The organism is Pseudomonas sp. zfem004 (assembly GCF_032621715.1).
GTDB classification, from domain to species: domain Bacteria; phylum Pseudomonadota; class Gammaproteobacteria; order Pseudomonadales; family Pseudomonadaceae; genus Aquipseudomonas; species Aquipseudomonas sichuanensis.
On sequence record NZ_JAVYJF010000024.1, the window covers coordinates 68,063 to 90,038 of the forward strand.

The window sequence follows — 21,976 nt, forward strand, 5'->3', positions numbered from 1 at the left end:
TATGAACCGTCATTGCCTGTGCCTGTGCCTGCTGGGCCTGGCCCTGCCCGCCGGCGCCATGGACCTCAAGCAAGCCTGGGACCTGCTGCAGTACCAGGGCCCGGTGTACCGCGCAGCCGTGCATGAACAAGAGGCCGGCGCCGAGAACCGAGCCATCGGCCGAGCCGGCCTGCTACCGCAGATCAACGCCTCGGCCTACACCAACAAGGTCAACGGCAACCAGCGCCAGAACGGCATCAACAACGACCTCGACTACGACTCCACCGGCGCCAACCTGCGCCTGCGCCAGCCGCTGTTCAACAAGCAGAAGATGGCCGAGTACCGCCAGGGCCAGCAACGCGCCGACTACAGCGTGGCGGTATTCGATGCCAAGAGCCAGGACGCTGCGGTACGCCTGGCCGAGAGTTACTTCAACGTGCTGCTGGCCAGCGAGACCATCAGCCTGGCCCACGCCAAGCTGAGCGCCTTCGAAGAGCAATTGGCCTCGGCGAAACGGCGCATGGAACTGGGCGACGGCACCATCACCGACATCGACGAGTCGGCCGCGCGCCGCGACCTGGCCGAGGCCGAGCTGATCGAAGCGCAGGACAACCTGGTCAACGCCCGCCGCCAGCTCGCCGAGTACATCGGTGAAACCCCTGAATCGCTGACCACCCTGCAACCGGGCTTCGCCACCCCACCGCTGCTGCCTGGCAACTTGCAGGATTGGCTGGTCAGGGCCCAGGCCGACAGCCCGCTGATCCATGCACGCCGCCACAGCCAGGAGATCGCCGAAGAAGAAGTGAAACGGGCCAAGGCCGGCCACTGGCCGACCCTGGACTTCGTCGCCGGCTACACCGCCGGCGAAAGCCAGTCGCTGTCGGAGCTGAACCAGCGCAACCACTACAGTTCGATCGGCCTGGAAATCAACATCCCGTTGTACAGCGGCGGCGGCGTCAGCGCCCTCAGCCGCCAGGCCAGCGCCAACAGCGCCAAGGCCCAGGACGAACTTGACGCCACCCGCCAGGAAGTCATCACCGGCACCACCCGGGAGTTTCGCGGTGTGCAGAGCGGCGCCCTGCGCATTCGCGCGCTGGAAAAAGCCGTGGTGTCCAACGAGCGCTCATTGCTGTCGACCCGCAAGGGCTTCAAGGAGGGCGGCACCAGCACCAACTCGGATGTGCTCAATGCCGAGGAGCTGTTGTTCGTGGCCAGGCATGACCTGTTCGAGGCCAAGTTGCGCTACCTGATGTCGCGCCTGCGCCTGGCCTCGTCGGTGGGGAGCCTGGGGGATGATGATATCGACCAGATCAACGATTACCTGGGGCCGGAGTTGTTGGTGAGCAAGTGATAGAGCTGGGGCCGCTTTGCGGCCCCGGCAGTCTATGTGGTAACGCTGCACGTCGGCGCCTGGCAGATCACTCGCCGCTGACCAACTGCCACGCCAGCTGGTTGTGACGCTCCAGCACCAGAGGCAGATCCACGGTGGTGATACGCCCGTCCTGCACCACCACCCGGCCATTGATCACGCTGGTGTCGACGTGAGTCGGGGTGCAGAACACCAGGGCCGCCAGCGGGTCGTGCAAGGCGCCTGCGTAGGCCACGTGGCCGAGGCTGAAGGCGACGAAGTCGGCGACCATGCCCGGGGCCAGGGCGCCGATGTCGTTTCGGTTGAGCACCTTGGCGCCGCCCAGGGTGGCGATTTCCAGGGCCTCGCGCGCGGTCATGGCATCGGGGCCGAAACCGACCCGCTGCAACAGCAGCGCCTGGCGCACTTCGCCGATCATGCTCGCGCCATCGTTGGAGGCCGAGCCGTCCACCCCCAGGCCCACCGGCACGCCGTGGTCGCGCATCTTGCGGATCGGCGCGATGCCCGAGGCCAGGCGCATGTTCGAGCAGGGGCAGTGGGCCACACCGGTGCCGGTGCGGGCGAACAGTTCGATGCCGTGCTGGTCGAGCTGCACGCAGTGGGCGTGCCAGACATCGTGGCCGACCCAGCCGAGGTCTTCGGCGTATTCGGCGGGGGTCATGCCGAACTTCTCGCGGCTGTAGGCGATGTCGTTGACGTTTTCGGCCAGGTGGGTGTGCAGCGACACACCGTACTCGCGCGCCAGCACCGCGGCTTCGCGCATCAGGTCACGGCTCACCGAGAACGGCGAGCACGGCGCCACCACCACGCGGCGCATCGAGCCATGGCTGGCGTCGTGGTAGTCCTCGATCAGGCGCTGGGACTCCTTGAGGATGTCGCTCTCTTTCTCCACCACCGAATCCGGCGGCAGGCCGCCCTGGCTGCGGCCGACGCTCATGCTGCCGCGCGCGGCGTGGAAGCGCATGCCGATTTCCTCGGCGGCGTGGATGCTGTCGTCGAGCTTGCAGCCGTTGGGGTAGATATAGAGGTGGTCGCTGGAGGTGGTGCAGCCCGACAGGATCAGCTCGGCCATGGCGGTCTGGGTCGACACCGCGATCATCTCCGGGGTCAGCCGCGCCCAGATCGGGTACAGGTTGGTCAGCCAGTTGAACAGCTCGCCGTCCTGGGCGGCAGGCACCACGCGGGTGAGGCTCTGGTACATGTGGTGGTGGGTGTTGACCAGGCCGGGGATGACCACCTTGCCGGCCATGTCCAGCACCACATCGGCGGTTTGCGGCAGGCTGTCGCTAGGGCCGACCTGCTTGATGATGTTGTCTTCGATGTACAGGCCGCCGCGCTTGATTTCCCGGCGTTCGCCGTCCATCGTCACCAGCAGCTCGGCGTTCTTGACCAGCATTGTCTTGGGCATGGGGGTTCCTCTCCCGCAAGGGGTCGCATTCAACATGATGTTTGCACAGGCCGCCCTAGGCGGCCTGAATGGAGCGTTCAGTGCAGCTGCGCAGGCAGTGTCGCGATGAACGGCAGGCGATACCGTGCCGCGGCTGAATCCGCACGTGCCAAGGCATGGGCCAAGGGCCCTGACAGGCATGGACGGGTTTGCGGCGTGAAAGGTATGGCAGCGCGTCCGTCGCTCGTGGGGGCGCTGAAGCATGCATCAGCGTTGAACGGGATTCGCGCAAGAGGCTCGTAGGGTTCGAGCAGCGTTGGGTGTTGCATGATGGGTAACCGTCGCAATACGCACCGGCGATTGCCGCTGTCGTAGGCGCCGGACAATGTAAGCAGAACTGACGGTTTCTGTATACAAAAAGCTCTCGCTGCATCGCTATGCTGGAAACTACATAGCGAAATCCTGACACTGCAGTCAGATTTTTCATCATCAAGGAGAACGTCATGAAAGTCAGTGCCCGCAACGTGTTCAAAGGCAAGGTCCGTGACGTGCGCCCCGGCGCCGTCAACAGCGAGGTCAGCCTCGAGTTGGCCGGTGGCGAACCCCTGGTGGCAGTGGTCACCGTCGAGAGCGTCAACAGCCTGGGGCTCAAGCCAGGCGCCGAGGCCATCGCCCTAGTCAAGGCACCCTGGGTGATGCTGATGACCGAGGCCAGCGACATTCGCCTGTCCGCCCGCAACTGCCTGAATGGCAAGGTGGTGAAAGTCACCGACGGTTCGGTCAACGCCGAAGTGACCCTCGAACTCGCCGGCGGTACCCAGGTTCACGCCATCGTCACCCGCGATGCCGTGCAGGAGCTGGGCCTGGCCCCAGGCGTCAATGCGACCGCCGTCATCAAGGCCTCGCACATCATCCTCGGCGTACCGGCCTGATGATCCCGGCCAGGGCACCGCTCGGCGCCCTGGCCTGCCCGCTACATCACCTGCCCATACACGACAGGCGCTGCTGCACGCCCGTCCATTTCGTCCGCCGCTACTGGTGACAGCCACCCGCCACTGTGTATGCTGGCCGGCGCCGCGAACCGTTGCCTGGCCCTGCCCCGCTGCCGACCGGGCCACTCGCCGCCGCCCTTCGCGATCAGGCCACGATCGAGCCCACCGTAGCGGACTCCCAGCCCCATGCCCGTTGACCTGCAAGCGCTCTACCCCAAGCTGATCCACCTGATGCTGGACACCGTGTTCGTGGTCGACCGGGACAATACCATCGTGTTCGTCAGCAATGCCTGCGAAGCCTTGCTGGGCTACCGCGCCGACGAACTCACCGGCACCCCGATCACCCGCTACATGCACCCGGATGACCTGGAGGCGACCCGCGCCTCGATCATCCGCATCATGAACGGCCACGCCCATTTCGACTTCCGTAACCGTTACATCCGCAAGGACGGTGCGGTGGTGCACATCCTGTGGGCGGCGTTCTGGTCCGACGAGGTGGGTGCGCGGATCGGCGTGGCGCGCAACGTGACCGCCCTGACCCAGGCCGAGCAGGAGCTGCGCTTTCTCGCCCATCACGACCCGCTGACCCGACTGTGCAACCGCTCGCTGTTCAACGACCGTCTGGCTGCGGCGCTACACAGTGCAAAGCACCAGCAGCGCCCACTGGCGCTGCTGTTCCTGGATATCAACGACTTCAAGGGCATCAACGATGTCCACGGGCATGCGGCGGGCGACCGCGTGCTGTGCACCATTGCCCGGCGCCTGGAAGCCTGCGTGGCGGCCACCGACACGGTGGCGCGCATGGGCGGCGACGAGTTCACGATATTGCTGCCGGATATCTCGTCGGCCGCGGCGGTTGCCGAGCAGATCGCCCAGATCCTCGCCGTCATGGCCGAGCCACTGGGCCCTGAGTTCGGCGCTATCGGCATGCCCAGCTGCAGCATCGGCGTAGCCTGCTACCCCGATGACGGTGAGGACGCCGACACCCTGCTCAGCCGCGCCGACGACGACATGTACCAGCAGAAACGGCGGCGCCGGGCGGCGGGTTGAGGGTCAGAAGTCGTAGCGCAGGTTCATCATCACGTTGCGTGGCGCGCCGTAGTGCCCCCAGCTGCCGGAGAAGCCGGTGTAGTACTTCTCGTCGAACAGGTTGTTGAGGTTCAGCGTGCTGCTCAGGTGCTCATTGAAGCGGTAGCGAGCCATCAGGTTGACCACGGCGTAGTCGTCCTGGGTGATGCGGGTGCTGTACCGGGAGAAATACACCGAGTTGCTGGAGTTCCAGTTGACCCCGCCGCCCAGGGTCAGGCGCTGCCAGTCTCCCGGCAGCTGGTAGGTGTTCCACAACCGGAAGGTGTCCATCGGCAGCTGGCTGGTCAGCCGCTGGCCATCGGCGTCCTCGGTGCGCGAATGGCTGTAGCCAGCCTGCACGTTCCAGCCCGTGGCCAACTCGCCGGCCAGCTCCATGTCGATGCCCTTGGTCTTGGCGCCGCTGACGGCGCGGTAGGCGTCTTCCTGGTCGCGAGTGCCCGGCACCTTGGCGCCGCCATCGAGCTCGGCGACGTTGTCGCGCTCGACCAGGTAAAGCGACACGCTGCTGTTCAGGCGCCCGTCATAGAACTCGCCCTTCCATCCCGTCTCGTAGTTTTTCCCCACCACCGGCTCCAGGTACTTGCCGTCGCGGTCGCGGGCGGACTGCGGCTTGAAGATGTCGGTGTAGCTGACGTACACCGACTGCTCGGGGGTGAGGTCGTAGACCAGCCCGGCGTAGGGCGTGACCACGCCGCGCTCGGTCATGCTGTAGGCGCTGGGGGCGCCGTTGGGCAGGCTGCGCAGGTAGTAGTGATAGCGGTAGTTGCTGACCCGGGAGCCGAGGATCAGGTGCAGGCTGTCGCTCAGGTTGAAACGCGCGGCAGTGAAGTAGCCGCTCTGGCGGGTGTCGACATCGTAGTCCAGCACCGGCGTGAACAAGTCGGTGTTCGGCTTGGGCAGTTCGTTGCCCCAGTTGTTGAAGTCGACGATCGCGTCATCGGTGCCCTCGGAGTGATGGCGATTGACGTAGTCGAAGTAGTTGGCGCCGAAGATCAGTTCGTGGGTCTGCCCGAACAGTTCGAACGGCCCTTGCAAGGTGGCATCGATCGCGCGCTGGCGCTGGGTGGCGGTGGCGTCGCTCTGGTCGATCTTGGCGGTGCCGTCAGGCCTGATGTTGGAGTTGTTCGAGGAGCTGTAATAGGCACCCGACAACGCGTAGCGGTCGACATCCATGTAGGTGGTGCCGACTTTCAGCTGCCAGTCGCCGGCCAGTTGCTGCTCGAGGCCGATGGTGTAGTTGGTGGTCTCGAAGCGGTCCAGGTTCCACCGCGCACCGGAGCTGGTGGAGCGGGAGAAGTCGGTCGGCGTGCCGTTGTTGTAGATCAGCGGCACACCCTGGGCGCCGGTGGGTCGATAGCGCTGGTGGTCGATGCTGACCCGCAGCAGGGTGGTGTCGGTAAGGTCGGCTTCCAGCGCGCCGTAGGCGATGTCCTTGTCCTGCTGGTACCAGTCCATGAAGGTGTGATTGGTCTGCTTGGCCGCTACCAGGCGCCCACGCAGGTCGCCTTCGCTGGTCAGCGGGCCGGACACATCGGCCTCCAGGCGCCGATAGTTCCATGAGCCCAGGCCACCCTGCACATAGGCCTGGAAGTCCCGGGTCGGGCGCTTGCGCACCACGTTGACCACACCGCTGGGATCGCCGGCGCCGGTCATCAGGCCGGTGGCGCCGCGCACCACCTCGACCCGGTCGTAGATCGCCATGTCCAGCAGGGTACTGGGCATGGTGCGGGTCTGGTTTTCCTGGTAGGTGGTGATGCCGTCGAACTGGTAGGTGTTCAGGCCGCTGCCACGCGAGTAGATGTTGAAGCGCTCGCCGCCATCCTGGGACATGGTGATGCCCGGGGTCTGCTTGAGCACGTCGGCCATGCTGGTGAGCTGCTGGTCGTCCATGAACTGGCGGGTGATCACGCTGATGCTCTGCGGGGTCTCGCGGATCGACAGGTTCATCTTGGTGGCGGTGCTGGTCACCCCGGTGGTGTAGGAACCGGTGCCCTCGGTGGTCGCACCGAGCCCGGTGGCGTTGACGCTGGTGGCGCCGAGTTCCATGACACCGCTGTCGGCTGCCCGGGGGATCAGCCGGTAACGGTCGCTGCTGACCTGCACCGGCTGCAGCCCGGTGCCGACCAGCAGCATGGCCAGGCCCTGCTCGACCGCGAACTGGCCACGCAGGCCGGGGCTCTGCACGCCCCGGGAGGCCTGGGAGTCGACGGCGACCATCACCCCGGCCTGCTGGCCGAACTGCCCGAGCACGCTGTCGAGGCTGCCAGGGGCGATATCGAAACGGCGCTCATCGGCCTGGGCGGGAAGATGCCACGCGGCCACGGCCAGGCCGAGCAACAGCGGGCTTGCGAGAGGGGTAAGGCGACACAGCATCGAGACAATCCTTGGCAGACAGGCGTGGGCGATGCGCTGCAAATTCAGCGCGTTTGCCTGTACTGATGCGCGAGAAACGAAAACCTGCCGGGTATGGGCAATATTTTTTGCACTGTGAAATTCAGGCCGGCACTACCGTGGCCCAATAGCCCAGCACCCGCTGCACCCGCACCGGCAACACCTCGGCCAGCAGGTCCAGGCTGGCCTCCGGCTGGTCCAGCGAGAACGTGCCACTGACTTGCAACCCGGCCACCTGCGGATCGCAGCGCAATACCCCTTTGCGATAGCGGTCCAGCTCGGCCAACAGACTACCCAGCGCCATGCGCTCGGCCACCAGCTGCCCTTGGGTCCAGGCCGCTGTGCCCACCGGCAATGGCGTCACGCTGCCAGCGCCGGTTGCCGTGAACAGCTGCTGCCAGCCGCCTTCCAGCCCGGCACGCACACCCTGCCCGTCTTCCACCAGCGCCCTGCCGTCGAGCACCTGCACCAAGGTGGCGGCCACCTGCTGTTGAACCACCAGCCGCGCTCCCACGCCCGGCAGGATCCGCGCCTGCCCCGCACGCACGCTGATGCCGACAGCCTGCCCTGCTTCCAGCAGCACCCGCCCACGGTTGAGGGTCAGCACCTGCTGGCCGGCCACCTGATCGCCATCCAGTGCACTGCCCGTATCAAGCTGGACAGTCAGCCCCGCGGCCAGGCGCCAGCTGCGCCGCTCGCCGGTGGCGGTGCCGTAGTCGCTGAGCAGCGTCGGCAGCACGCTGCGCTGATGCACGCCATAGCCGCTGGCAAGCAGCACCCCGGCACCGGCCAGCCCGCCGAGCACGGCCCGCCGCGACACCCGGCTGCGCGCCTGCAGCAGGCTGCGCGCCGCCGGCACGCCCTGCGTACCGCTACGCAGGCCCTGGCCCAGGCCATCCAGGCGCTGCCAGGCCAGTTCGTGGGCCGCGCTCGCCTGGCGCCAACGCTGGCAGGCCAGCCGCTCGGCCTCGCTGCTGGCCCCCGACTGCAGGCGCACCATCCACAGCATGGCCTGCTCGACCACGGCCGGGTCCAGCCGTTGCGTATCTGCCTGCTGCGGCTTCATTCGCCGTAGACCGACGCGTAGCAGTGCCGATAGGCCTTGAGCATGGCTTTCTGCACTACATTGACGGTCAATCCTTGGCGCTCGGCGATCTGCGCGTAGGTCAGGCCGTCGAGTTGCGACAGCAGGAACACCTCGCGCACGCGGCTGCCCAGGCCATCGAGCACCTGCCCTACCGCATCCAGTGCTTCGAGCACCAGCAGGCGGGTTTCCTCCGAGGGCTGATGCTGCGGTTCCAGCAGCGCCAGGCTGTCCAGGTAGGCGCGCTCCAGCGCCTGGCGGCGAAAGTGCTGCAGGCACAGGCGCCCGGCGATGGTCGCCAAATAGGCGCGAGGCTCGCGCAACTGCGTCGGCAGCTCGCTGCGCAACAACCTGACGAAGGTGTCCTGGGCCAGGTCCAGCGCCTGTTCGCGGTTACCCAACCGGTTGCGCAGCACGCTCACTACCCAGCTGTGGTGCCGCAGGTAGAGATCGCCGACGACATGGCGGTTGGCTGGGTTCATGGCGCGGATCTCCGGCGGCAAATGAATGAAAGTCGCACATGGTAATACTTATCATTCATTTGCATCCAGACGCGTGTTTCACACGCTGCGGGTCAAACCACCATCGACCTTGATGTTCTGCCCGGTGATGTAGGCTGCGCCGTCACTGGCCAGGAAGGCGATGGTGGCGGCGATCTCCTCGCTGGTGCCGTAGCGTTTCATCGGCACCATGTCGCGGCGCTGCTCGGTTTTCGGCAGGCTGTCGATCCAGCCCGGCAGCACATTGTTGATGCGTACGTTGTCGGCTGCGTAGGTGTCGGCGAAGACCTTGCTGAACGCCGCCAGCCCCGAGCGGAACACCGCCGAGGTGGGGAACATGTCGCTGGGTTCGAAGGCCCAGGCGGTGGAAATATTGATGATCACCCCGCCCTGCTGGCGCTGCATGATCGGCGTCACCAGCCGCGCCGGGCGGATCACGTTGAGCAGGTACACTTCCATGCCCTTGTGCCAGTCTTCGTCGCTGATTTCCAGGATCGGCGCGCGGGGGCCGTGGCCGGCGCTGTTGACCAGCACATCCACCCGGCCCCACTTGGCCATGACCGCGTCTACCAGGCGTTGCAGGTCTTCGACGGACTGGTTGCTGCCAGTCACGCCGATACCGCCCAGCTCATTGGCCAGCGCCTCGCCCTTGCCTGACGACGACAGGATGCCGACCTTGAAGCCGTCGGCGGCCAGGCGCCGGGCCGCGGCTGCGCCCATGCCGCTGCCGCCGGCGGTGATGATTGCCACTTTCTGTACTGACATGCTGCCTCCAGCATTGAACAAGAACATGATGGTTCGAGGGTGCCAGGCTGCAGGGCCCGTGCAGACCACTTCGCCGCTCCTACAGGTACTCACTCACCCTAGCAGCCGCGCAGCTTTTGAGGGAGACAGCCAGGCCTTCGAAAGCCAGTAGCTCAACTATCGCCTACTTGCTCTTTGAGCCAAGTCTTGACCACTGCCAGTGCAGCAGGCTGCTGCGCCTTGCGCGGCCATACCAGGTAGAACGCATTGTCCAGCTGCAGCTGCTGGGGGAACACCTGGACCAGCCTGCCGGCGGCAATATCGCCCTTGACGAAAGCGTGGCTGGCCAGCGCGATGCCCTGCCCGCCTGCGGCCGCCTCGATCGCCAGCGAGGTCTGGTTGAAGCGCAGGTTGCGCGCCGCCCCCGGCCCCTGCCCGGGGAACAGCGCCGCCGTGAACGCGGGCCAGAAGTCATGGGCGTCGTGCAACGCGACAAACCCCTGCAGCGCCGCAAAGGTGTCCGGTGCACCTTTTTCTGCCAGCAACTGCGGGCTGGCCACCGCCACCAGGCGCTGCGCCATCAGCAACTCGGCGTTGAGCCCCGCACCGAACGGCGGCTGGCCGTAGCGCACGGCCAGGTCGACGCCATCGGTGTGGAAGTGCGACAGCCGATCGGTTGCCAGCAGGCGCAGGTCGATGTCGGGGTTGCTTTCGGCGAAATCGCCGAGCCTGGGGATCAGCCATTTCGCCGCAAAAGTCGGTGTCACGCTGACCGTGAGTTGCGAAGGTTGAGGGCGCAGCAGCCGGGTCGCCTCGTCGATCATCGCCAATGCGCCGCGCACGCTGGTGCTGTAGGCGCGCCCGGCGTCGGTCAGGCCCAGGCCACGGGGCAGGCGCTCGAACAGGCGGATGTTCAGGCTGGCCTCCAGGCCGCGAATCTGCTGGGCCACCGCCGCCTGAGTGACACCCAGTTCCTCGGCGGCGAGGCGGAAATTCAGGTGGCGGGCGACCACCTCGAACATGCGCAGGGCATTGAGTGAGGGCAGCGAGGGGAATGCGGCTGACATGGCGGTAGGGATTCTATTGGCTGCAGAGTGCGCTCCAGTGTGCCAAGGGTTTCCAGCCATGGCTATAAAAGCGCCCGGCCCCAGAACTTTTTCTTTTTTGCCGGTCTATCTGCACAAGCCCGAAGCGAAACGCTAACGCGGGCGGCTGGCCACACCTTCTACTGTCTTTCAGAGGCTGTCTTCACCCATGAAACTACCTACCCCACGCATGCTGCTCCTTGGCCTGTTCGCCCTTGTGGCAGTGGGCTCGGCGAACGCTTCGCCGATGAAGACGTCCAACCCCGTGCCCGCTGCCGAAGTGGCGGCGCCCCAGGCCCCGGCCCCCGCCAACCCCTGGCCGAGCCTGGCCAGCACGGTCGCCGAGCAGCCGGCAACGCTGCTGGCCCATGACGACCGCTACTACCGTGATGACCGCTGGCACGACCGCCGCGAAGACTGGCGCCGCGAGCAATGGCGCAAAGAACAGTGGCGCCGTGAACAATACCGCCGCGAAATGGAACGGCGGCACAACTGGGAGCGTTATCACGACCGCGCCCGGCACGATCGCTACTACGATGACCGCCGCTACTATCGCCGCTGACTGGCCTGCTCCAGCCCATCCAAAGGCGCGGGCAGGTGCAGCACCACCTGCGCCTCCTTGATCACATCCAAGCGCACCAGGGTCGACGCCCCCAGCCCGTCGAGCAACTGGCTCAACGGGCCGCCATGGCGCACCAGTTTCACGCCCCGGGGCAGCAGGCGCTGGGCATAGGACAGCGGATTGGTCAGCACCTGGGTCTGCTGCCATTGCCCGTCGACCTGATGAACCATGGTCGTGGTGCCCATCCTCGATTGCGACGCCACCGTGCTCAGCGCGGGCAACGGCGCTTGCAGGCTCAGGTCCGGCCTGCCGTCGGTTGCGGCGATCCGCGCCTGCACGCGGGCGCCGATATCCACCTCGATCGGCGCGCGCCACTTGGGCAACTGATAGCCCAGCACTCCACGCACCCGGGCGATCTCGGTGTTGACCGGCAGCGCCAGCACATGGGCGAAGAAGCTGCGCCGACGCATCGCATCCAGCAACTCCAGCACCTGGGGTCCCCGGGCGCCGGGGCGGCGGACGACGATGGCCACGGACACTTCGTCGTAAGGATCGTTGTCGCACACGCCATAGGAAAAGAAGTTGAGCGCCACCAAGCCGTACCCGGGCAACGGGCTCAAGGGTTCGAGGACCTCCGGTAGGCTTGCCCGCAGGCGCCCGAGTGGGGCCAGGTACAACAGCTGGATGCTGGCCGAGCGGTAGTAGAAATTCGGCGCCCAGACCAGCCCGACCCGGGACTGCACCAGTTGCTTGGGGATGCGCCGGAAATACGCGATGTCTCCGGCGGCCGGGTCGCGCGCCACCTGGTCGAGGTCGGGGTTCATCCGGAAGCGGTCGTAGTACCCTCCTTCCAGCACCTCGACCTGCTGCGTGCCGAACTCGACCTGGGTGTAGCGCCTGTCCATATCTGCTTGACCTTTCTCGAAGATTGACCCGCCGGGCAGCCGAGGGGGCGTGCCGATGATCAGCCCGCGTCAATCACTCTAAGGTTCAACTCAACTTGAAGGTCAAGCGTTCATCCAAGGCTCACTCCACGACCCGGTGAGCCTTGGCCGCACCTGCGCTTTCCTCGCGCAGGCGCTCCAGCACCCGCTGGGTGTTGTCGTCGCAGGGCATGCCCTCGGGCCGGTTCTCGATGCTGTCGATGGCGATCAGCAGCTGCGCCCTGTTCTGCGCCAGGCGCTGCTGCATGGCTTCGATCTCGGCCACCTTGCGCTTGAGGCCGTCGAGCAGGCCGTCCTTCTGCCAGGCATTGGGCCCCACCGGCAGCAGGTGGCGAATCTCTTCCAGTGAAAAGCCCGCGCGTTGGGCACCGGTGATGATCTCCAGGATCCACAGCGCTTGCGGCCCATAGTCACGGTAGCCATTGGCCCGGCGCTCGACCGCCTTGATCAGCCCGCTGGCCTCGTAGAAGCGGATACGCGACGCCGCCAGGCCGCTGCGCTTGGCCAGCTCACCGATTTTCATCATTCACCTCGCTGAATACGTTTACTGGAGTTATCCCACAAAAACTGTTGACCTTAAAGTTGCCTTTAAGCTTAAGGTCGGGCCACTCCCCCTCGAGGCCCATGCAATGAATGTGTTCACTCCGCTCACCCTGCCCAATGGTTCGCTGGTGCCGAACCGTATCGCCAAGGCCGCCATGGAAGAGAACATGGCGCAGACCGACCAGGCCCCTTCCGAGCGCCTGATGCGCCTGTACCAGGCCTGGGCCGACGGTGGCGCCGGCCTGCTGATCAGCGGCAACGTGATGATCGACAGCCGCGCCATGACCGGCCCGGGCGGTGTGGTGCTGGAGCACGACGGGCAACTGGAACCGTTCAAACGCTGGGCGCGGATCGGTCGCTCGCGAGGCGCGCAGTTCTGGTTGCAGATCAACCACCCCGGCCGGCAGATGCAGGCCAACCTCGGCCAGCAGACCTGGGCACCCTCGGCCGTGCCATTGGCGCTGGGCAGCATGTCCAAGCACTTCGCCACCCCACGGGCGATGACCGCGCCCATCATCGCCGAGGTGATCGCCCGCTTCGCCCGGACCGCGCAGTTGGCCGAACAAGCCGGTTTCACTGGCGTCGAAATCCACGCCGCCCACGGCTACCTGCTCAGCCAGTTCCTCTCCCCGTTGAGCAACACCCGCACCGACGAATGGGGCGGCCCGCTGGAAAACCGCGCACGGCTGTTGCTGGAGGTGGTGAAAGCCGTGCGCAAGGTGGTCTCGCCCGGCTTCGCGGTAGCGGTCAAGCTCAACTCCGCCGACTTCCAGCGCGGCGGTTTCAGCGCCGACGACGCACGCCAGGTGGTCGCGCTGCTCAACGGCCAGGGCGTCGACCTGATCGAGCTGTCCGGCGGCAGCTACGAAGCCCCGGCCATGCAGGGCGACGCCCGCGACGGCCGCACCCTCGCCCGCGAGGCCTACTTCCTCGACTTCGCCCGCGACATTCGCCAGGTCGCGCAAATGCCGCTGATGGTCACCGGCGGCATACGCCGCCTGCCGGTCGCCGAACAGGTGGTGGCCAGTGGCGTAGAGATGGTCGGCATCGGCTCGGCCCTGGCCATCGCCCCAAGCCTGCCTAAGGACTGGCGGCGTGGCGTCGACCCGGCGCCGCAACTGCGGCCGATCAGCTGGAAGAACAAGGCGCTGGCGTCGTTGGCCAACATGGCGGTGGTCAAGTTCCAGCTGCGTCGGCTGAGCCTTGGGCGAGCGCCGGATCCGCAGGTGTCGCCGTTGCGGGCGCTGGTGTTGCAGCAATTGGCCAATGCGCTGCGCACGCGGCAGTATCGGCGGTGGATGCGCGAGACGGGCAAGCGCGAGGGTTGCTCGGGTGCGGTTTGAGTCCTGGACCGGGGCTGCATCCTGACGCGCAGAGCGAACACGAGCCAGACGGGTCGGCGTTGTATTACCCGATCAGTTCGACGTAATGGGACTCACCCCCTCCAGTGGCGCCAGATAACCAACCCCAAACAAAGTGCAGGGTCGTGCGGCCTGCTTGATCAACACCCACCGTACCCCGGGACCAGCCGGCAAGAAGCTCGCCCTCGGTCGTCAAGCACTGAAACAGCAGCTCGATGGTATCGGGGCCTGTCACGCGGCCTACCTGGTGACCTGCACGGATCCGTCCGCCTTGATAAGTGCTGTTGATGGCGCCAGCGGCGACTGAATAATGGAAGACCGTGCCGGCGCCCGATAACCCTTGGGTGTTGCTGGCTACCGAGAATCGACGGTTGTTCAGTCGTGCTTCGATCTGGAGAAAATCAGCTTGCGACTGGCGTGTGTCTTTCATGGCGAAATCCATTTCAGAAACGATCACCTTACTCGAGGCGGCGATGTATGTTCTACCTGAAGGTTCGGGTATGTGGGCCTTGAATGGCCGTTATCGACCCGAAGCAGACGCTGGAAAAAGGGACCCGTTGGCGCGACGCGCACTCTGTGGGAGCGGGTTTATCGGGACGCCGAACCGCCGCGAAGCAGGCGCCGCGGTGGATGGCACCGGCTGTGCCGGTGTTCGCGGCGGTTCGACGCCTCGATAAACCCGCTCCCACAAAGATTGTTTTTGGGCTCAATGACAGCTTCGGGTCGTTAGTTGCCGGTCGTGAATAACTGCTTTCGACCCAGAGCAGACCTTCGCCAGGGGCTGCATACGGCATAAACCGGTTTCTCAAGATAGCTGCTTATTGGATGTCATTCTGGGGCCGTTTACCCAATTGGGGCAGTCGCGGTCTTCACGAGCCAGCAAAGTCAGGAGTGATTCAACGGTCTTCAGTTCACCCTCTTGCATAAATAAGCAAGGCGATGAAAGCCACGAACGGTGCGAACAGTACTAACCCACCAACCGCGACAGCCCAGCCCCAGGCAAACCCGCTTTCTCCCTTGAACCGGCCCCCACAAAACAAGCCCAGCACGTAAACGCCTACTCGGTGAGCTAACAGCGTGAATAAAAAGTCAGAGATGAAATCCATTTTTTGATCTTTGCGCTCCCTTGTCGCTTTTCTCTGGCGATGAATTCTGAGGAGTCATAGCAGGGGCTTGTCTATGTGTTTTACACACTCTGGGCCTTTAGCAGCTTCACAGCTCGCAGGTTCTGGGGATGCCCAGTTCAACGCCCGCGCCCTGTCATGTTGCTCCCCTTCCCCGCCGAGCCATTGCGCATCCGCCGGAAGATGCTGCAGATCGCGAGGCAAGTCGCATCAGCGCACCGCCGCGCCCACAACGATGGATGACCATACTTTTAGTACAAGACCTAAATGCCTTTTCCGCTGAGTAGGGCTATTCGCGCTTTCGCCTGCTGATTCCATATGTCGTGGTCATAGTCCCTTGCTCCACACGTTAGAAACAGCAGGACACCGAATACTCGGTGTCCTGCTTGCCGCCCAACTGCATCAAGCAAGTATTCAAGGTGTGACGATCGGGAACCAGAACTCGAAGTTATCCATGTAGCTCATCAGCTCCTCAAGCTTGCCCTCGGCACCGTCGATCTTCACATCGCCTTTGCTGACTGCATCCTTGAGCGTGGTCTGCTTGAGCATGATGTTGTTCAACGTGTCACGGGTCAGGCTGATGCTTGCGTCGGCATCCTTGGCTTGCATGCCCTCGGTGTGGTTGAGTACGCCATTGACCATCTCCAGCGTGTACTTCTGCTTGAGGTCGGTGAAGTCCAGGTTGAGGGTGATGTGCTTGTCACCCACTTCAGGCCCTTTCAGACGCATGGCCAGGAAGTCGAAGAACAGGTCAAGATCCATCGCCTTGACGGTGTCTGGGCTCGCCGTGTCCGGTGTTGGCAGTTTCTGTACACCATTGCGCAGTTCCTGGGCACCGGTCAGATAGAAGTTGCGCCACGGGCCACTCTCGGCCTGGTAACCCAGTTGCTCCAGCGTGTCGGCTTGAAGATTCTTCGCCGCTTGGTTACTCGGGTCGGCGAAGACGACATGGTTGACCACCTCGGCCACCCAACGATAGTCACCCTTGTCGTAGTACTCCTTGGCCTTTTTCAGCACAGCGTCGGCTCCGCCCATCATGTCGACGTAGCGCTTGGCTTGCTCATCCGGCGGCAGCTCCCACAAGGTGGCGGGGTTGCCAATGAACCAGCCCAGGTGCAGCACGTAGGTGGCCTTGACGTTGTGGTTGAGCGAGCCGTAGTAGCCGCGGTTGGAGAAGCGGTTGGCGATCGACGGAGGCAATTTCACCTGCTCGGCGATCTCGGTCATGGTGTAGCCCTTGTTGGCCAGGCGCAGGGTCTCATCGTTGATATAGCGATACATGTCCCGCTGCGATGACAGCTGATCCTTGACCTCCTTGTTGCCCCAGACCGGCCAATGGTGCATGGCGTACATGACCTGCACGTCGTCACCCCACATTTTTAGCGCTTCGTTGAGGTATTTGGACCAAGGCAGAGGCTCGCGAATCTTCGCCCCGCGCAGGGAATAGGTGTTGTGCAAGGTGTGCGTGGAGTCCTCGGCGGTGTTCAGCGCCTTCTTCTCGTGAATGTAATAGAGCATCTCGGCCGGGGCCTCGCTGCCTGGCGCATAGAGGAACTCGTATGTCAGGCCGTCGATCGTGCGCTTTTCGCCGGTCTTCTCGATGATGTCGGTGGGCGGAATCAGGGTCACGGTGCCGGCGGAGGTGGTGGTGCCCAGGCCGGCACCGAGCTGGCCAGTTTCGCTTGGCGGCAGCAGGTTGCCGTACATGTAGCTGGCACGGCGGCTCATGGCGGTACCGGCCATCACGTTCTCGGCCACGGCATGCTCGAGGAAGCCCTTGGGCGCATAGATCTTGACCTTTCCGGCCTTGACGTCGTCCTCGTTCACCACGCCGCGCACACCGCCGTAATGGTCGACGTGACTATGGGTGTAGATCACGGCAACTACCGGTTTTTTCGGCCGATGCTGATAGTAAAGGTCGAGCGCTGCCTTGGCGGTTTCCGAGGAGATCAGTGGGTCGAAGATGGTGATGCCTTCCTTGCCCTCGACAATGGTCATGTTCGACAGATCGTAGTTACGCACCTGATAGATGCCGTCGGTAACTTCAAACAGGCCGGAAATGTTGATCAACTGCGATTGCCGCCAGAGGCTGGGGTTGGTCGAAGCGGGTGCTGCTTCGCCTTCCTTGATGAACGCGTACTTGCCCGGGTCCCAGATCAAGTTGCCTGAGGGGCCCTTGATCGGCTCTTTCGGCAGGGGCGCGATAAAGCCCTTGTGGGCCAGCTCGAAGGAAGTCTTGTCGTTGAACGGCAGCTCCTTGAGCAGGGCGTCGTTCGCGGCCTTGGTGGCGGCAGTGGCCGGCTTGGCCAGCTCTTGCGCCCAGGCTTGTGATGCCATGGCCATGGCGGTCGCCAAGAAGAAAGTCGAACTGAGTTTCCAGATTCTGCCCGCCGACGCAGAGCGGCTGTAGTTGCTGAACGGCTTCGCCAAATAAGTCATTGCAAGCTCCTTTATGACTAATGCGCTGTACCGATTCGGCAACTGCCAGCAGGGGTTCAGGTCCCTTGGACAGAGTAGCTACGATTCTAAATTCGTCCTCTTCGCATCTAAATTATCGGACACTCAAGAAGATAGAATCAAATAGCCATCATTTGATGCAGTAGCATTCACTGAGTGCTCAAGATTGGCTGAGCCAGCATACAACGTGGATCAAGTCGAAGGGTGACTGGGTTGCCTCAGTGAGGAAAGTGATCCATGACGTAGCGCGCCGTCTTTTCCAACGTGCGCGCCATATCGGGAGCGCGAAGCTTGAAGCCATTGCCATTGCCATTGCCATTGCCATTGCCATTGCCGACGGTCTGATTACTCCCCACATACCTGTCCATCTGCATGGCTCGACGTCATAACCTCCCGGCAAAGCCATTCACCTAGCCGGCTGCCGGCAGGCCTTGGTGGCTACCAGCCAATTACTGCCGGTGTCGAATGGCTGCTGTCGGTCGAAAGCAGTCACTGGTGAACGTCCGCTTTCGACCCTTAGCTGCCCATTGCGACAGACAGAAATCGACACAAGCTTTCTGTTTAAAGTATGAATCGCTGCTGACATTTCAAAACAACCGTCGACTATTTTCCTTTTTCATAAAATATGAAAGTTGATTCGACCTGATTAGGCGCCCCAGTGTAGCCCGGCGACACTCATCAGGATCAAGCCAATCCAGAAGAACCGCCAGAACGAAACCCCGTCACCCAACCAATACATGCCAACGAGGGCCGTGCCTGCGGCGCCGATGCCGGTCCACACGGCATAGGCGGTGCCAACGGGCAGGACCCGCAGGGCCATCGTCAGTAAAGACAAGCTGCCGGCCAACACCACGAAGGTGCCGGCGAGCAACCAGGGCCGCTCCATGCCATTGGCGGATTTGAGTCCGATCGCAAACGCGATCTCCAGGAACCCGGCAACGATCAACAGTAACCAGGAGGCGGTATTCGTCATGGGGCGAGACCTTTCAGGGCAAAAAAGGGCGAGCCACCGAGGACTCGCCAAAGGGGGAGGTAAACGGAGATGAAACGTCAGTTGGCCAGCAGTTTGCCGCGCACGAGGCTGGACAGCGTTTTCACAGTCAGCACGCTCAGTGCCACGGTGAGGAACAGCAGGATCAGTACAGCGATGGCCATCAGCACAGTGTTGTCCTGGGCATGCGCGTACTTCAGCGCCGCATTGCTCAGGGCCGCGATGGGAAAGCTGATTGCCCACCACGAAGGGGCAAAAGGCACATCGCGACGGAACACCTTGAAGCTCAGCACCACGAACAGGAACAGGCCGAAGTAGAACAGCACGCTGGCAAACCGGTCGATCTCGCCAAACACGTTGGTGTACGCCAGGAAACCAACTTCAAAGGGTGCAATCAGGACCATCAGCGAAGGCACCATGCCTTTGGCCAGGGGGGCCTGATGGACCAGGCGCGAGAAGATCCGGGTGTAGAAAACCAGTGCCAGCACCGCACCCACGGCCAGTGCAAACAGATTGAACTCGGCAGCCCAGGCCATTGGCATGTGCGCACCGGTGACCGCGATATCAAGGGTGGCAACGCCCGGGATCAACCAGGCGGGCACTGCATTCAAGGGGTCCTGCGCGCCCGACAACAGGCGCGAAACCACCAGGCCGGCGAGCAGTACGGTCAGTACGCTGCCCAATATCCACAGTGCTTCGCCGAGCAGCGGGCTGTGGGGCGCCGCCACGGCGCAAAGCAGTAACAACGCGATGGTGACGGTGCCGAAAAAGTTGCTGGCAACCGGGTGATTGAATTCGCCCCGCACCGCTTCAGGATGTTTGAACCATTTGGTCAGGTAGCCCAGGGTAAGCAACACGAATACCAGGCCGGCAAACGCGCCTATCGCCTCACCCAGCTGGCCGCCGATACCGAAGTACTGGCCATTCAAACGCCAGGCCAGGCCCAGGCCAGCCAGCCCCATGACTGAGCCAAACAAATTGATGGGCAGGTTTTTGATGGAAGTCGTGCTGGTGGTGACCGATTGAGCCACAGCGACGTTGGGGGTGGATGCAGCGTTCATGGCAGTCTCCCGTTTGACTGAATTTGCCGTTGAGGTTATTTTCAGCCAAATTGGCTTTGGCTGAAACTGTAGAACTACGACGTATTCAGCCAATTGTTCGACGAGGACAGACATCATGCGCATCACCTTCCTTGCCTTCCCCCGCGTGCAGCTGCTGGATGTGGTCGGTCCGGCTGATGTCTTCGCCGAGGCGGCCAAGCAACTGGGCAATCCACGGGCCTACCGGGTCGAAGTGATCGGTACCGAAAAAGGCCTGATCAAAGGCTCAAGCGGTTTGAAGCTCGCCATCGACGAGACCTTCGAAACCTGTAAAGGCAGGATCGATACCTTGCTCGTGGCCGGCAGTCCGCACATCGACGAGATCGCACTCAACCCTGCCTTGCAGCAGTGGCTGCGCAAACAGGCCACGACGGTGCGCCGCATTGGCTCGGTGTGCAGCGGCACGTTCCTGTTGGCCGCCGCCGGCCTGCTCGACGGACGTCGGGTCACGACCCACTGGAATTCCAGCGCAAAACTCGCCAAAGAGCACCCACACACCCAAGTCGACGCCGACAGCATTTTCATCAAGGACGGCAACCTCTACACCTCGGCGGGGGTCACCGCAGGCATGGACCTGGCCCTGGCACTGGTCGAAGAGGATCACGGCAGGGAACTGGCGCTGAGTGTGGCGCGAGAGATGGTGATGTTCTTCAAACGACCGGGCGGGCAATCGCAGTTCAGCGCGCATTTAGCCGCCCAGACAGCCGAACGCAGTGTGATCAGGGATGTGCAGGATTACGTGGTGCAGCATCTGAAGGCCGACCTCAGCGTCCCCGCCCTCGCCGCACGCGCCGGCATGAGCGAACGTAACTTTGCCCGGACCTTCAAGGCTGAAGCCGGCTCGACACCGGCCGAGTTCGTGGAACTGGCGCGCATCGATGCCGCCAGGCGCTTGATCGAGGATTCAGACGTGTCCCTCAAGCGCCTGGCCGACACTGTGGGTTACGCCAATACCGATGGTTTCAGAAGAGCCTTCACGCGCCGTCTCGGAGTCGGTCCGAGTGACTATCGAAATCGGTTTTCTTCAAAGTGATGTAAAACGGGGCCGCTAAAATCGAGAGGCACTGATGGAGCAGCCAAACTGACGTTGTGATAGACACGTGCGTTCAATAATGCCTTGGTTCCACGGCACTCCACTGTATCGGGCCAGCATTTCAATGTCCGGGTCTGGCCGAATTCTTCCGTATCTGACTGGCAGCTATGAGTCGAAAGCAGCCCTTCGCGCGTGGCCGCTGACGACCCATTGCAGCCGTTTAGACCAAGCAGTGGATACCACGGCCTACGCTGCTCACTGATCGGCCAAGCATAGATACTGATGCAACTGCTCTCCAAGAACCTCGAACACCTGAGCGATCCTGGTAATTTTGCGCAGGTCATTGTGCATTGCGATCCACACGTCTACCTCAAAGCCAAAATCGTTTGGTAACACATGTACCAGACCGTGCGTTTTTGCGATTTGCGCCGGGCAGAGTCCGAAGCCCAAGCCCGCTTTCAGAGCGGCCAGCTGAGCAAGGTGATGATCAGAGGCGATGGTGAAATGCTGGTCGGCATCGCACAGACCAGAGTCGATAAACCGACGCAAATCCGCTGAGCGTCTATCTGGCCCGATCAGAGGCCGCTGGCGCAGCGACTGCAGAGAGGCTGGATTACCGTATCGCTCCAGGCACCCGGCACTGGCATGGATGCCAATCTGCAAACTGCCGACACGCCGCACCGTGATATCCGCTTCATTGGGCCGCATCAGCCGCACCGCAATATCCGATTGCAGCCTGGCGATGTCTTCAAGGGCATCGCTTATGCTCAACTCAAGTTTGAGTCCGGCGTGTTCGTAATGGAAAGGGCGCAGCAGGTCGGGCAATACCTCGACGCCAAGCAACTCGCCGCAGGTCAACCGGACTGTACCGTGCCCCATCGACGCTTCAGAGCTGGCCATGCGGTTGAAGGTTTGCGCGGCCAGATCCATGGCCTCCACATGTTCGATCAGGCGCTGCGCTCCGGCAGTAGGCGTCAGTCCTTGTGATGTGCGGGTGAACAGACCCACACCGAGAGCGTGCTCAAGATGGTCGAGGCGCCGGCGCGCAGTGGCCTGGGCGATGCCCAGCAACTTCGCCGCGCCGCTCAGGCTGCCAGAGCGCAACACGGCGAGAAATACACGCTGGCTTTCCCATTCAATGCCGCTCATACATTCTTGGCCAACAGTTGCTCCTAATTTGATCTTCTGCCCGAGCCCGTGAAAAGCGATCATTCGCCCACATTTTTCCGGGCGTCATTATA

Annotated in this window: 21 protein-coding genes; 6 read left to right on the top strand and 15 right to left on the bottom strand. The window is 63.2% G+C overall.

Annotation, left to right across the window (positions count from 1 at the left end):
• The first annotated feature begins 1 nt into the window (after position 1).
• Entirely contained in the window at positions 2-1,330 is a 1,329-nt protein-coding gene (locus RTH46_RS22000) for a TolC family outer membrane protein (RefSeq protein WP_279847381.1), read from the top strand.
• Between the two features lie 67 nt (positions 1,331-1,397).
• Here RTH46_RS22000 and RTH46_RS22005 read toward each other — a convergent pair whose 3' ends face one another.
• Entirely contained in the window at positions 1,398-2,756 is a 1,359-nt protein-coding gene (locus RTH46_RS22005; RefSeq protein WP_153788598.1) for an 8-oxoguanine deaminase, read from the bottom strand.
• A gap of 482 nt (positions 2,757-3,238) precedes the next feature.
• Between RTH46_RS22005 and RTH46_RS22010 the strand changes: the two genes are divergently transcribed.
• Positions 3,239-3,667, top strand: coding sequence for a molybdopterin-binding protein (locus RTH46_RS22010; protein ID WP_316906619.1), 429 nt, complete (start codon positions 3,239-3,241; stop codon positions 3,665-3,667).
• A gap of 246 nt (positions 3,668-3,913) precedes the next feature.
• Positions 3,914-4,777 (top strand): sensor domain-containing diguanylate cyclase, encoded by an 864-nt coding sequence (locus RTH46_RS22015; protein WP_153788596.1) that lies wholly within the window; start codon positions 3,914-3,916, stop codon positions 4,775-4,777.
• Between the two features lie 3 nt (positions 4,778-4,780).
• Here RTH46_RS22015 and RTH46_RS22020 read toward each other — a convergent pair whose 3' ends face one another.
• The 5 genes from RTH46_RS22020 to RTH46_RS22040 form a co-directional block, all read right to left on the bottom strand.
• Positions 4,781-7,189, bottom strand: coding sequence for a TonB-dependent siderophore receptor (locus RTH46_RS22020; protein WP_316906620.1), 2,409 nt, complete (start codon positions 7,187-7,189; stop codon positions 4,781-4,783).
• 121 nt (positions 7,190-7,310) lie between these two features.
• Positions 7,311-8,273, bottom strand: coding sequence for a DUF4880 domain-containing protein (locus RTH46_RS22025; protein WP_153788594.1), 963 nt, complete (start codon positions 8,271-8,273; stop codon positions 7,311-7,313).
• Entirely contained in the window at positions 8,270-8,773 is a 504-nt protein-coding gene (locus RTH46_RS22030; protein WP_153788593.1) for a sigma-70 family RNA polymerase sigma factor, read from the bottom strand. The genes RTH46_RS22025 and RTH46_RS22030 overlap by 4 nt, the downstream gene beginning before the upstream one ends.
• Positions 8,774-8,851: 78 nt before the next feature.
• Complete coding sequence (locus RTH46_RS22035) at positions 8,852-9,556, bottom strand: SDR family oxidoreductase (protein ID WP_125463622.1); 705 nt, start codon at positions 9,554-9,556, stop codon at positions 8,852-8,854.
• A 152-nt stretch (positions 9,557-9,708) separates the two neighbouring features.
• Positions 9,709-10,602, bottom strand: coding sequence for a LysR substrate-binding domain-containing protein (locus tag RTH46_RS22040; protein WP_153788591.1), 894 nt, complete (start codon positions 10,600-10,602; stop codon positions 9,709-9,711).
• A 187-nt stretch (positions 10,603-10,789) separates the two neighbouring features.
• Between RTH46_RS22040 and RTH46_RS22045 the strand changes: the two genes are divergently transcribed.
• The gene (locus RTH46_RS22045) at positions 10,790-11,182 is read left to right on the top strand and encodes a hypothetical protein (protein WP_153788590.1); all 393 of its coding nucleotides are present in this window, start codon (positions 10,790-10,792) and stop codon (positions 11,180-11,182) included.
• Here the strand turns inward: RTH46_RS22045 and RTH46_RS22050 are convergent.
• Positions 11,170-12,087 carry an acetoacetate decarboxylase gene (locus RTH46_RS22050; protein ID WP_153788589.1) on the bottom strand — a complete coding sequence of 306 codons (918 nt, stop codon included), beginning with the start codon at positions 12,085-12,087 and terminating at the stop codon, positions 11,170-11,172. The genes RTH46_RS22045 and RTH46_RS22050 overlap by 13 nt on opposite strands.
• Positions 12,088-12,208: 121 nt before the next feature.
• Entirely contained in the window at positions 12,209-12,649 is a 441-nt protein-coding gene (locus tag RTH46_RS22055) for a MerR family transcriptional regulator (RefSeq protein ID WP_153788588.1), read from the bottom strand.
• 106 nt (positions 12,650-12,755) lie between these two features.
• Here RTH46_RS22055 and RTH46_RS22060 point away from each other — a divergent pair, with 106 nt between their 5' ends.
• Positions 12,756-14,012 (top strand): NADH:flavin oxidoreductase/NADH oxidase family protein, encoded by a 1,257-nt coding sequence (locus tag RTH46_RS22060; protein WP_153788587.1) that lies wholly within the window; start codon positions 12,756-12,758, stop codon positions 14,010-14,012.
• 64 nt (positions 14,013-14,076) lie between these two features.
• On the opposite strand, the gene RTH46_RS22065 is transcribed toward RTH46_RS22060, so the two are convergent.
• The 6 genes from RTH46_RS22065 to RTH46_RS22090 all read right to left on the bottom strand — a co-directional run bounded on the left by RTH46_RS22065 (position 14,077) and on the right by RTH46_RS22090 (position 19,780).
• Positions 14,077-14,460, bottom strand: coding sequence for a hypothetical protein (locus RTH46_RS22065; RefSeq protein WP_153788586.1), 384 nt, complete (start codon positions 14,458-14,460; stop codon positions 14,077-14,079).
• Between the two features lie 481 nt (positions 14,461-14,941).
• Positions 14,942-15,136 carry a hypothetical protein gene (locus RTH46_RS22070; protein WP_153786459.1) on the bottom strand — a complete coding sequence of 65 codons (195 nt, stop codon included), beginning with the start codon at positions 15,134-15,136 and terminating at the stop codon, positions 14,942-14,944.
• 432 nt (positions 15,137-15,568) lie between these two features.
• Positions 15,569-17,593, bottom strand: coding sequence for an alkyl/aryl-sulfatase (locus RTH46_RS22075; protein WP_316906621.1), 2,025 nt, complete (start codon positions 17,591-17,593; stop codon positions 15,569-15,571).
• A gap of 236 nt (positions 17,594-17,829) precedes the next feature.
• Complete coding sequence (locus RTH46_RS22080; RefSeq protein WP_316906622.1) at positions 17,830-17,979, bottom strand: hypothetical protein; 150 nt, start codon at positions 17,977-17,979, stop codon at positions 17,830-17,832.
• Positions 17,980-18,257: 278 nt separating this feature from the next.
• On the bottom strand, positions 18,258-18,584 hold the full coding sequence (locus RTH46_RS22085; RefSeq protein ID WP_316906623.1) for a multidrug efflux SMR transporter: 327 nt from the start codon (positions 18,582-18,584) through the stop codon (positions 18,258-18,260).
• 77 nt (positions 18,585-18,661) lie between these two features.
• Positions 18,662-19,780, bottom strand: a complete 1,119-nt coding sequence (locus RTH46_RS22090; RefSeq protein WP_316906624.1) for an SLAC1 anion channel family protein — start codon at positions 19,778-19,780, stop codon at positions 18,662-18,664.
• Here RTH46_RS22090 and RTH46_RS22095 point away from each other — a divergent pair.
• The gene (locus RTH46_RS22095; RefSeq protein WP_316906625.1) at positions 19,779-20,735 is read left to right on the top strand and encodes a GlxA family transcriptional regulator; all 957 of its coding nucleotides are present in this window, start codon (positions 19,779-19,781) and stop codon (positions 20,733-20,735) included. The two genes, RTH46_RS22090 and RTH46_RS22095, sit on opposite strands and share 2 nt — an antisense overlap.
• Before the next feature lie 255 nt (positions 20,736-20,990).
• Here RTH46_RS22095 and RTH46_RS22100 read toward each other — a convergent pair whose 3' ends face one another.
• A complete protein-coding gene (locus tag RTH46_RS22100) occupies positions 20,991-21,947 on the bottom strand; it encodes a LysR family transcriptional regulator (RefSeq protein ID WP_316906626.1) in 957 nt (318 codons plus the stop codon).
• Positions 21,948-21,976 lie beyond the last annotated feature (29 nt).

Coding starts and splice junctions, on each gene's coding strand:
- RTH46_RS22015 (WP_153788596.1), top strand. CDS start 3,914: ATGCCCGTTGACCTGCAAGCGCTCTACCCCAAGCTGATCCACCTGATG.
- RTH46_RS22050 (WP_153788589.1), bottom strand. CDS start 12,087: ATGGACAGGCGCTACACCCAGGTCGAGTTCGGCACGCAGCAGGTCGAG.
- RTH46_RS22060 (WP_153788587.1), top strand. CDS start 12,756: ATGAATGTGTTCACTCCGCTCACCCTGCCCAATGGTTCGCTGGTGCCG.
- RTH46_RS22055 (WP_153788588.1), bottom strand. CDS start 12,649: ATGAAAATCGGTGAGCTGGCCAAGCGCAGCGGCCTGGCGGCGTCGCGT.
- RTH46_RS22045 (WP_153788590.1), top strand. CDS start 10,790: ATGAAACTACCTACCCCACGCATGCTGCTCCTTGGCCTGTTCGCCCTT.
- RTH46_RS22085 (WP_316906623.1), bottom strand. CDS start 18,584: ATGACGAATACCGCCTCCTGGTTACTGTTGATCGTTGCCGGGTTCCTG.
- RTH46_RS22080 (WP_316906622.1), bottom strand. CDS start 17,979: ATGGACAGGTATGTGGGGAGTAATCAGACCGTCGGCAATGGCAATGGC.
- RTH46_RS22070 (WP_153786459.1), bottom strand. CDS start 15,136: ATGGATTTCATCTCTGACTTTTTATTCACGCTGTTAGCTCACCGAGTA.
- RTH46_RS22095 (WP_316906625.1), top strand. CDS start 19,779: ATGCGCATCACCTTCCTTGCCTTCCCCCGCGTGCAGCTGCTGGATGTG.
- RTH46_RS22035 (WP_125463622.1), bottom strand. CDS start 9,556: ATGTCAGTACAGAAAGTGGCAATCATCACCGCCGGCGGCAGCGGCATG.
- RTH46_RS22020 (WP_316906620.1), bottom strand. CDS start 7,189: ATGCTGTGTCGCCTTACCCCTCTCGCAAGCCCGCTGTTGCTCGGCCTG.
- RTH46_RS22065 (WP_153788586.1), bottom strand. CDS start 14,460: ATGAAAGACACACGCCAGTCGCAAGCTGATTTTCTCCAGATCGAAGCA.
- RTH46_RS22100 (WP_316906626.1), bottom strand. CDS start 21,947: ATGATCGCTTTTCACGGGCTCGGGCAGAAGATCAAATTAGGAGCAACT.
- RTH46_RS22005 (WP_153788598.1), bottom strand. CDS start 2,756: ATGCCCAAGACAATGCTGGTCAAGAACGCCGAGCTGCTGGTGACGATG.
- RTH46_RS22090 (WP_316906624.1), bottom strand. CDS start 19,780: ATGATGTCTGTCCTCGTCGAACAATTGGCTGAATACGTCGTAGTTCTA.
- RTH46_RS22010 (WP_316906619.1), top strand. CDS start 3,239: ATGAAAGTCAGTGCCCGCAACGTGTTCAAAGGCAAGGTCCGTGACGTG.
- RTH46_RS22040 (WP_153788591.1), bottom strand. CDS start 10,602: ATGTCAGCCGCATTCCCCTCGCTGCCCTCACTCAATGCCCTGCGCATG.
- RTH46_RS22025 (WP_153788594.1), bottom strand. CDS start 8,273: ATGAAGCCGCAGCAGGCAGATACGCAACGGCTGGACCCGGCCGTGGTC.
- RTH46_RS22030 (WP_153788593.1), bottom strand. CDS start 8,773: ATGAACCCAGCCAACCGCCATGTCGTCGGCGATCTCTACCTGCGGCAC.
- RTH46_RS22075 (WP_316906621.1), bottom strand. CDS start 17,593: ATGACTTATTTGGCGAAGCCGTTCAGCAACTACAGCCGCTCTGCGTCG.
- RTH46_RS22000 (WP_279847381.1), top strand. CDS start 2: ATGAACCGTCATTGCCTGTGCCTGTGCCTGCTGGGCCTGGCCCTGCCC.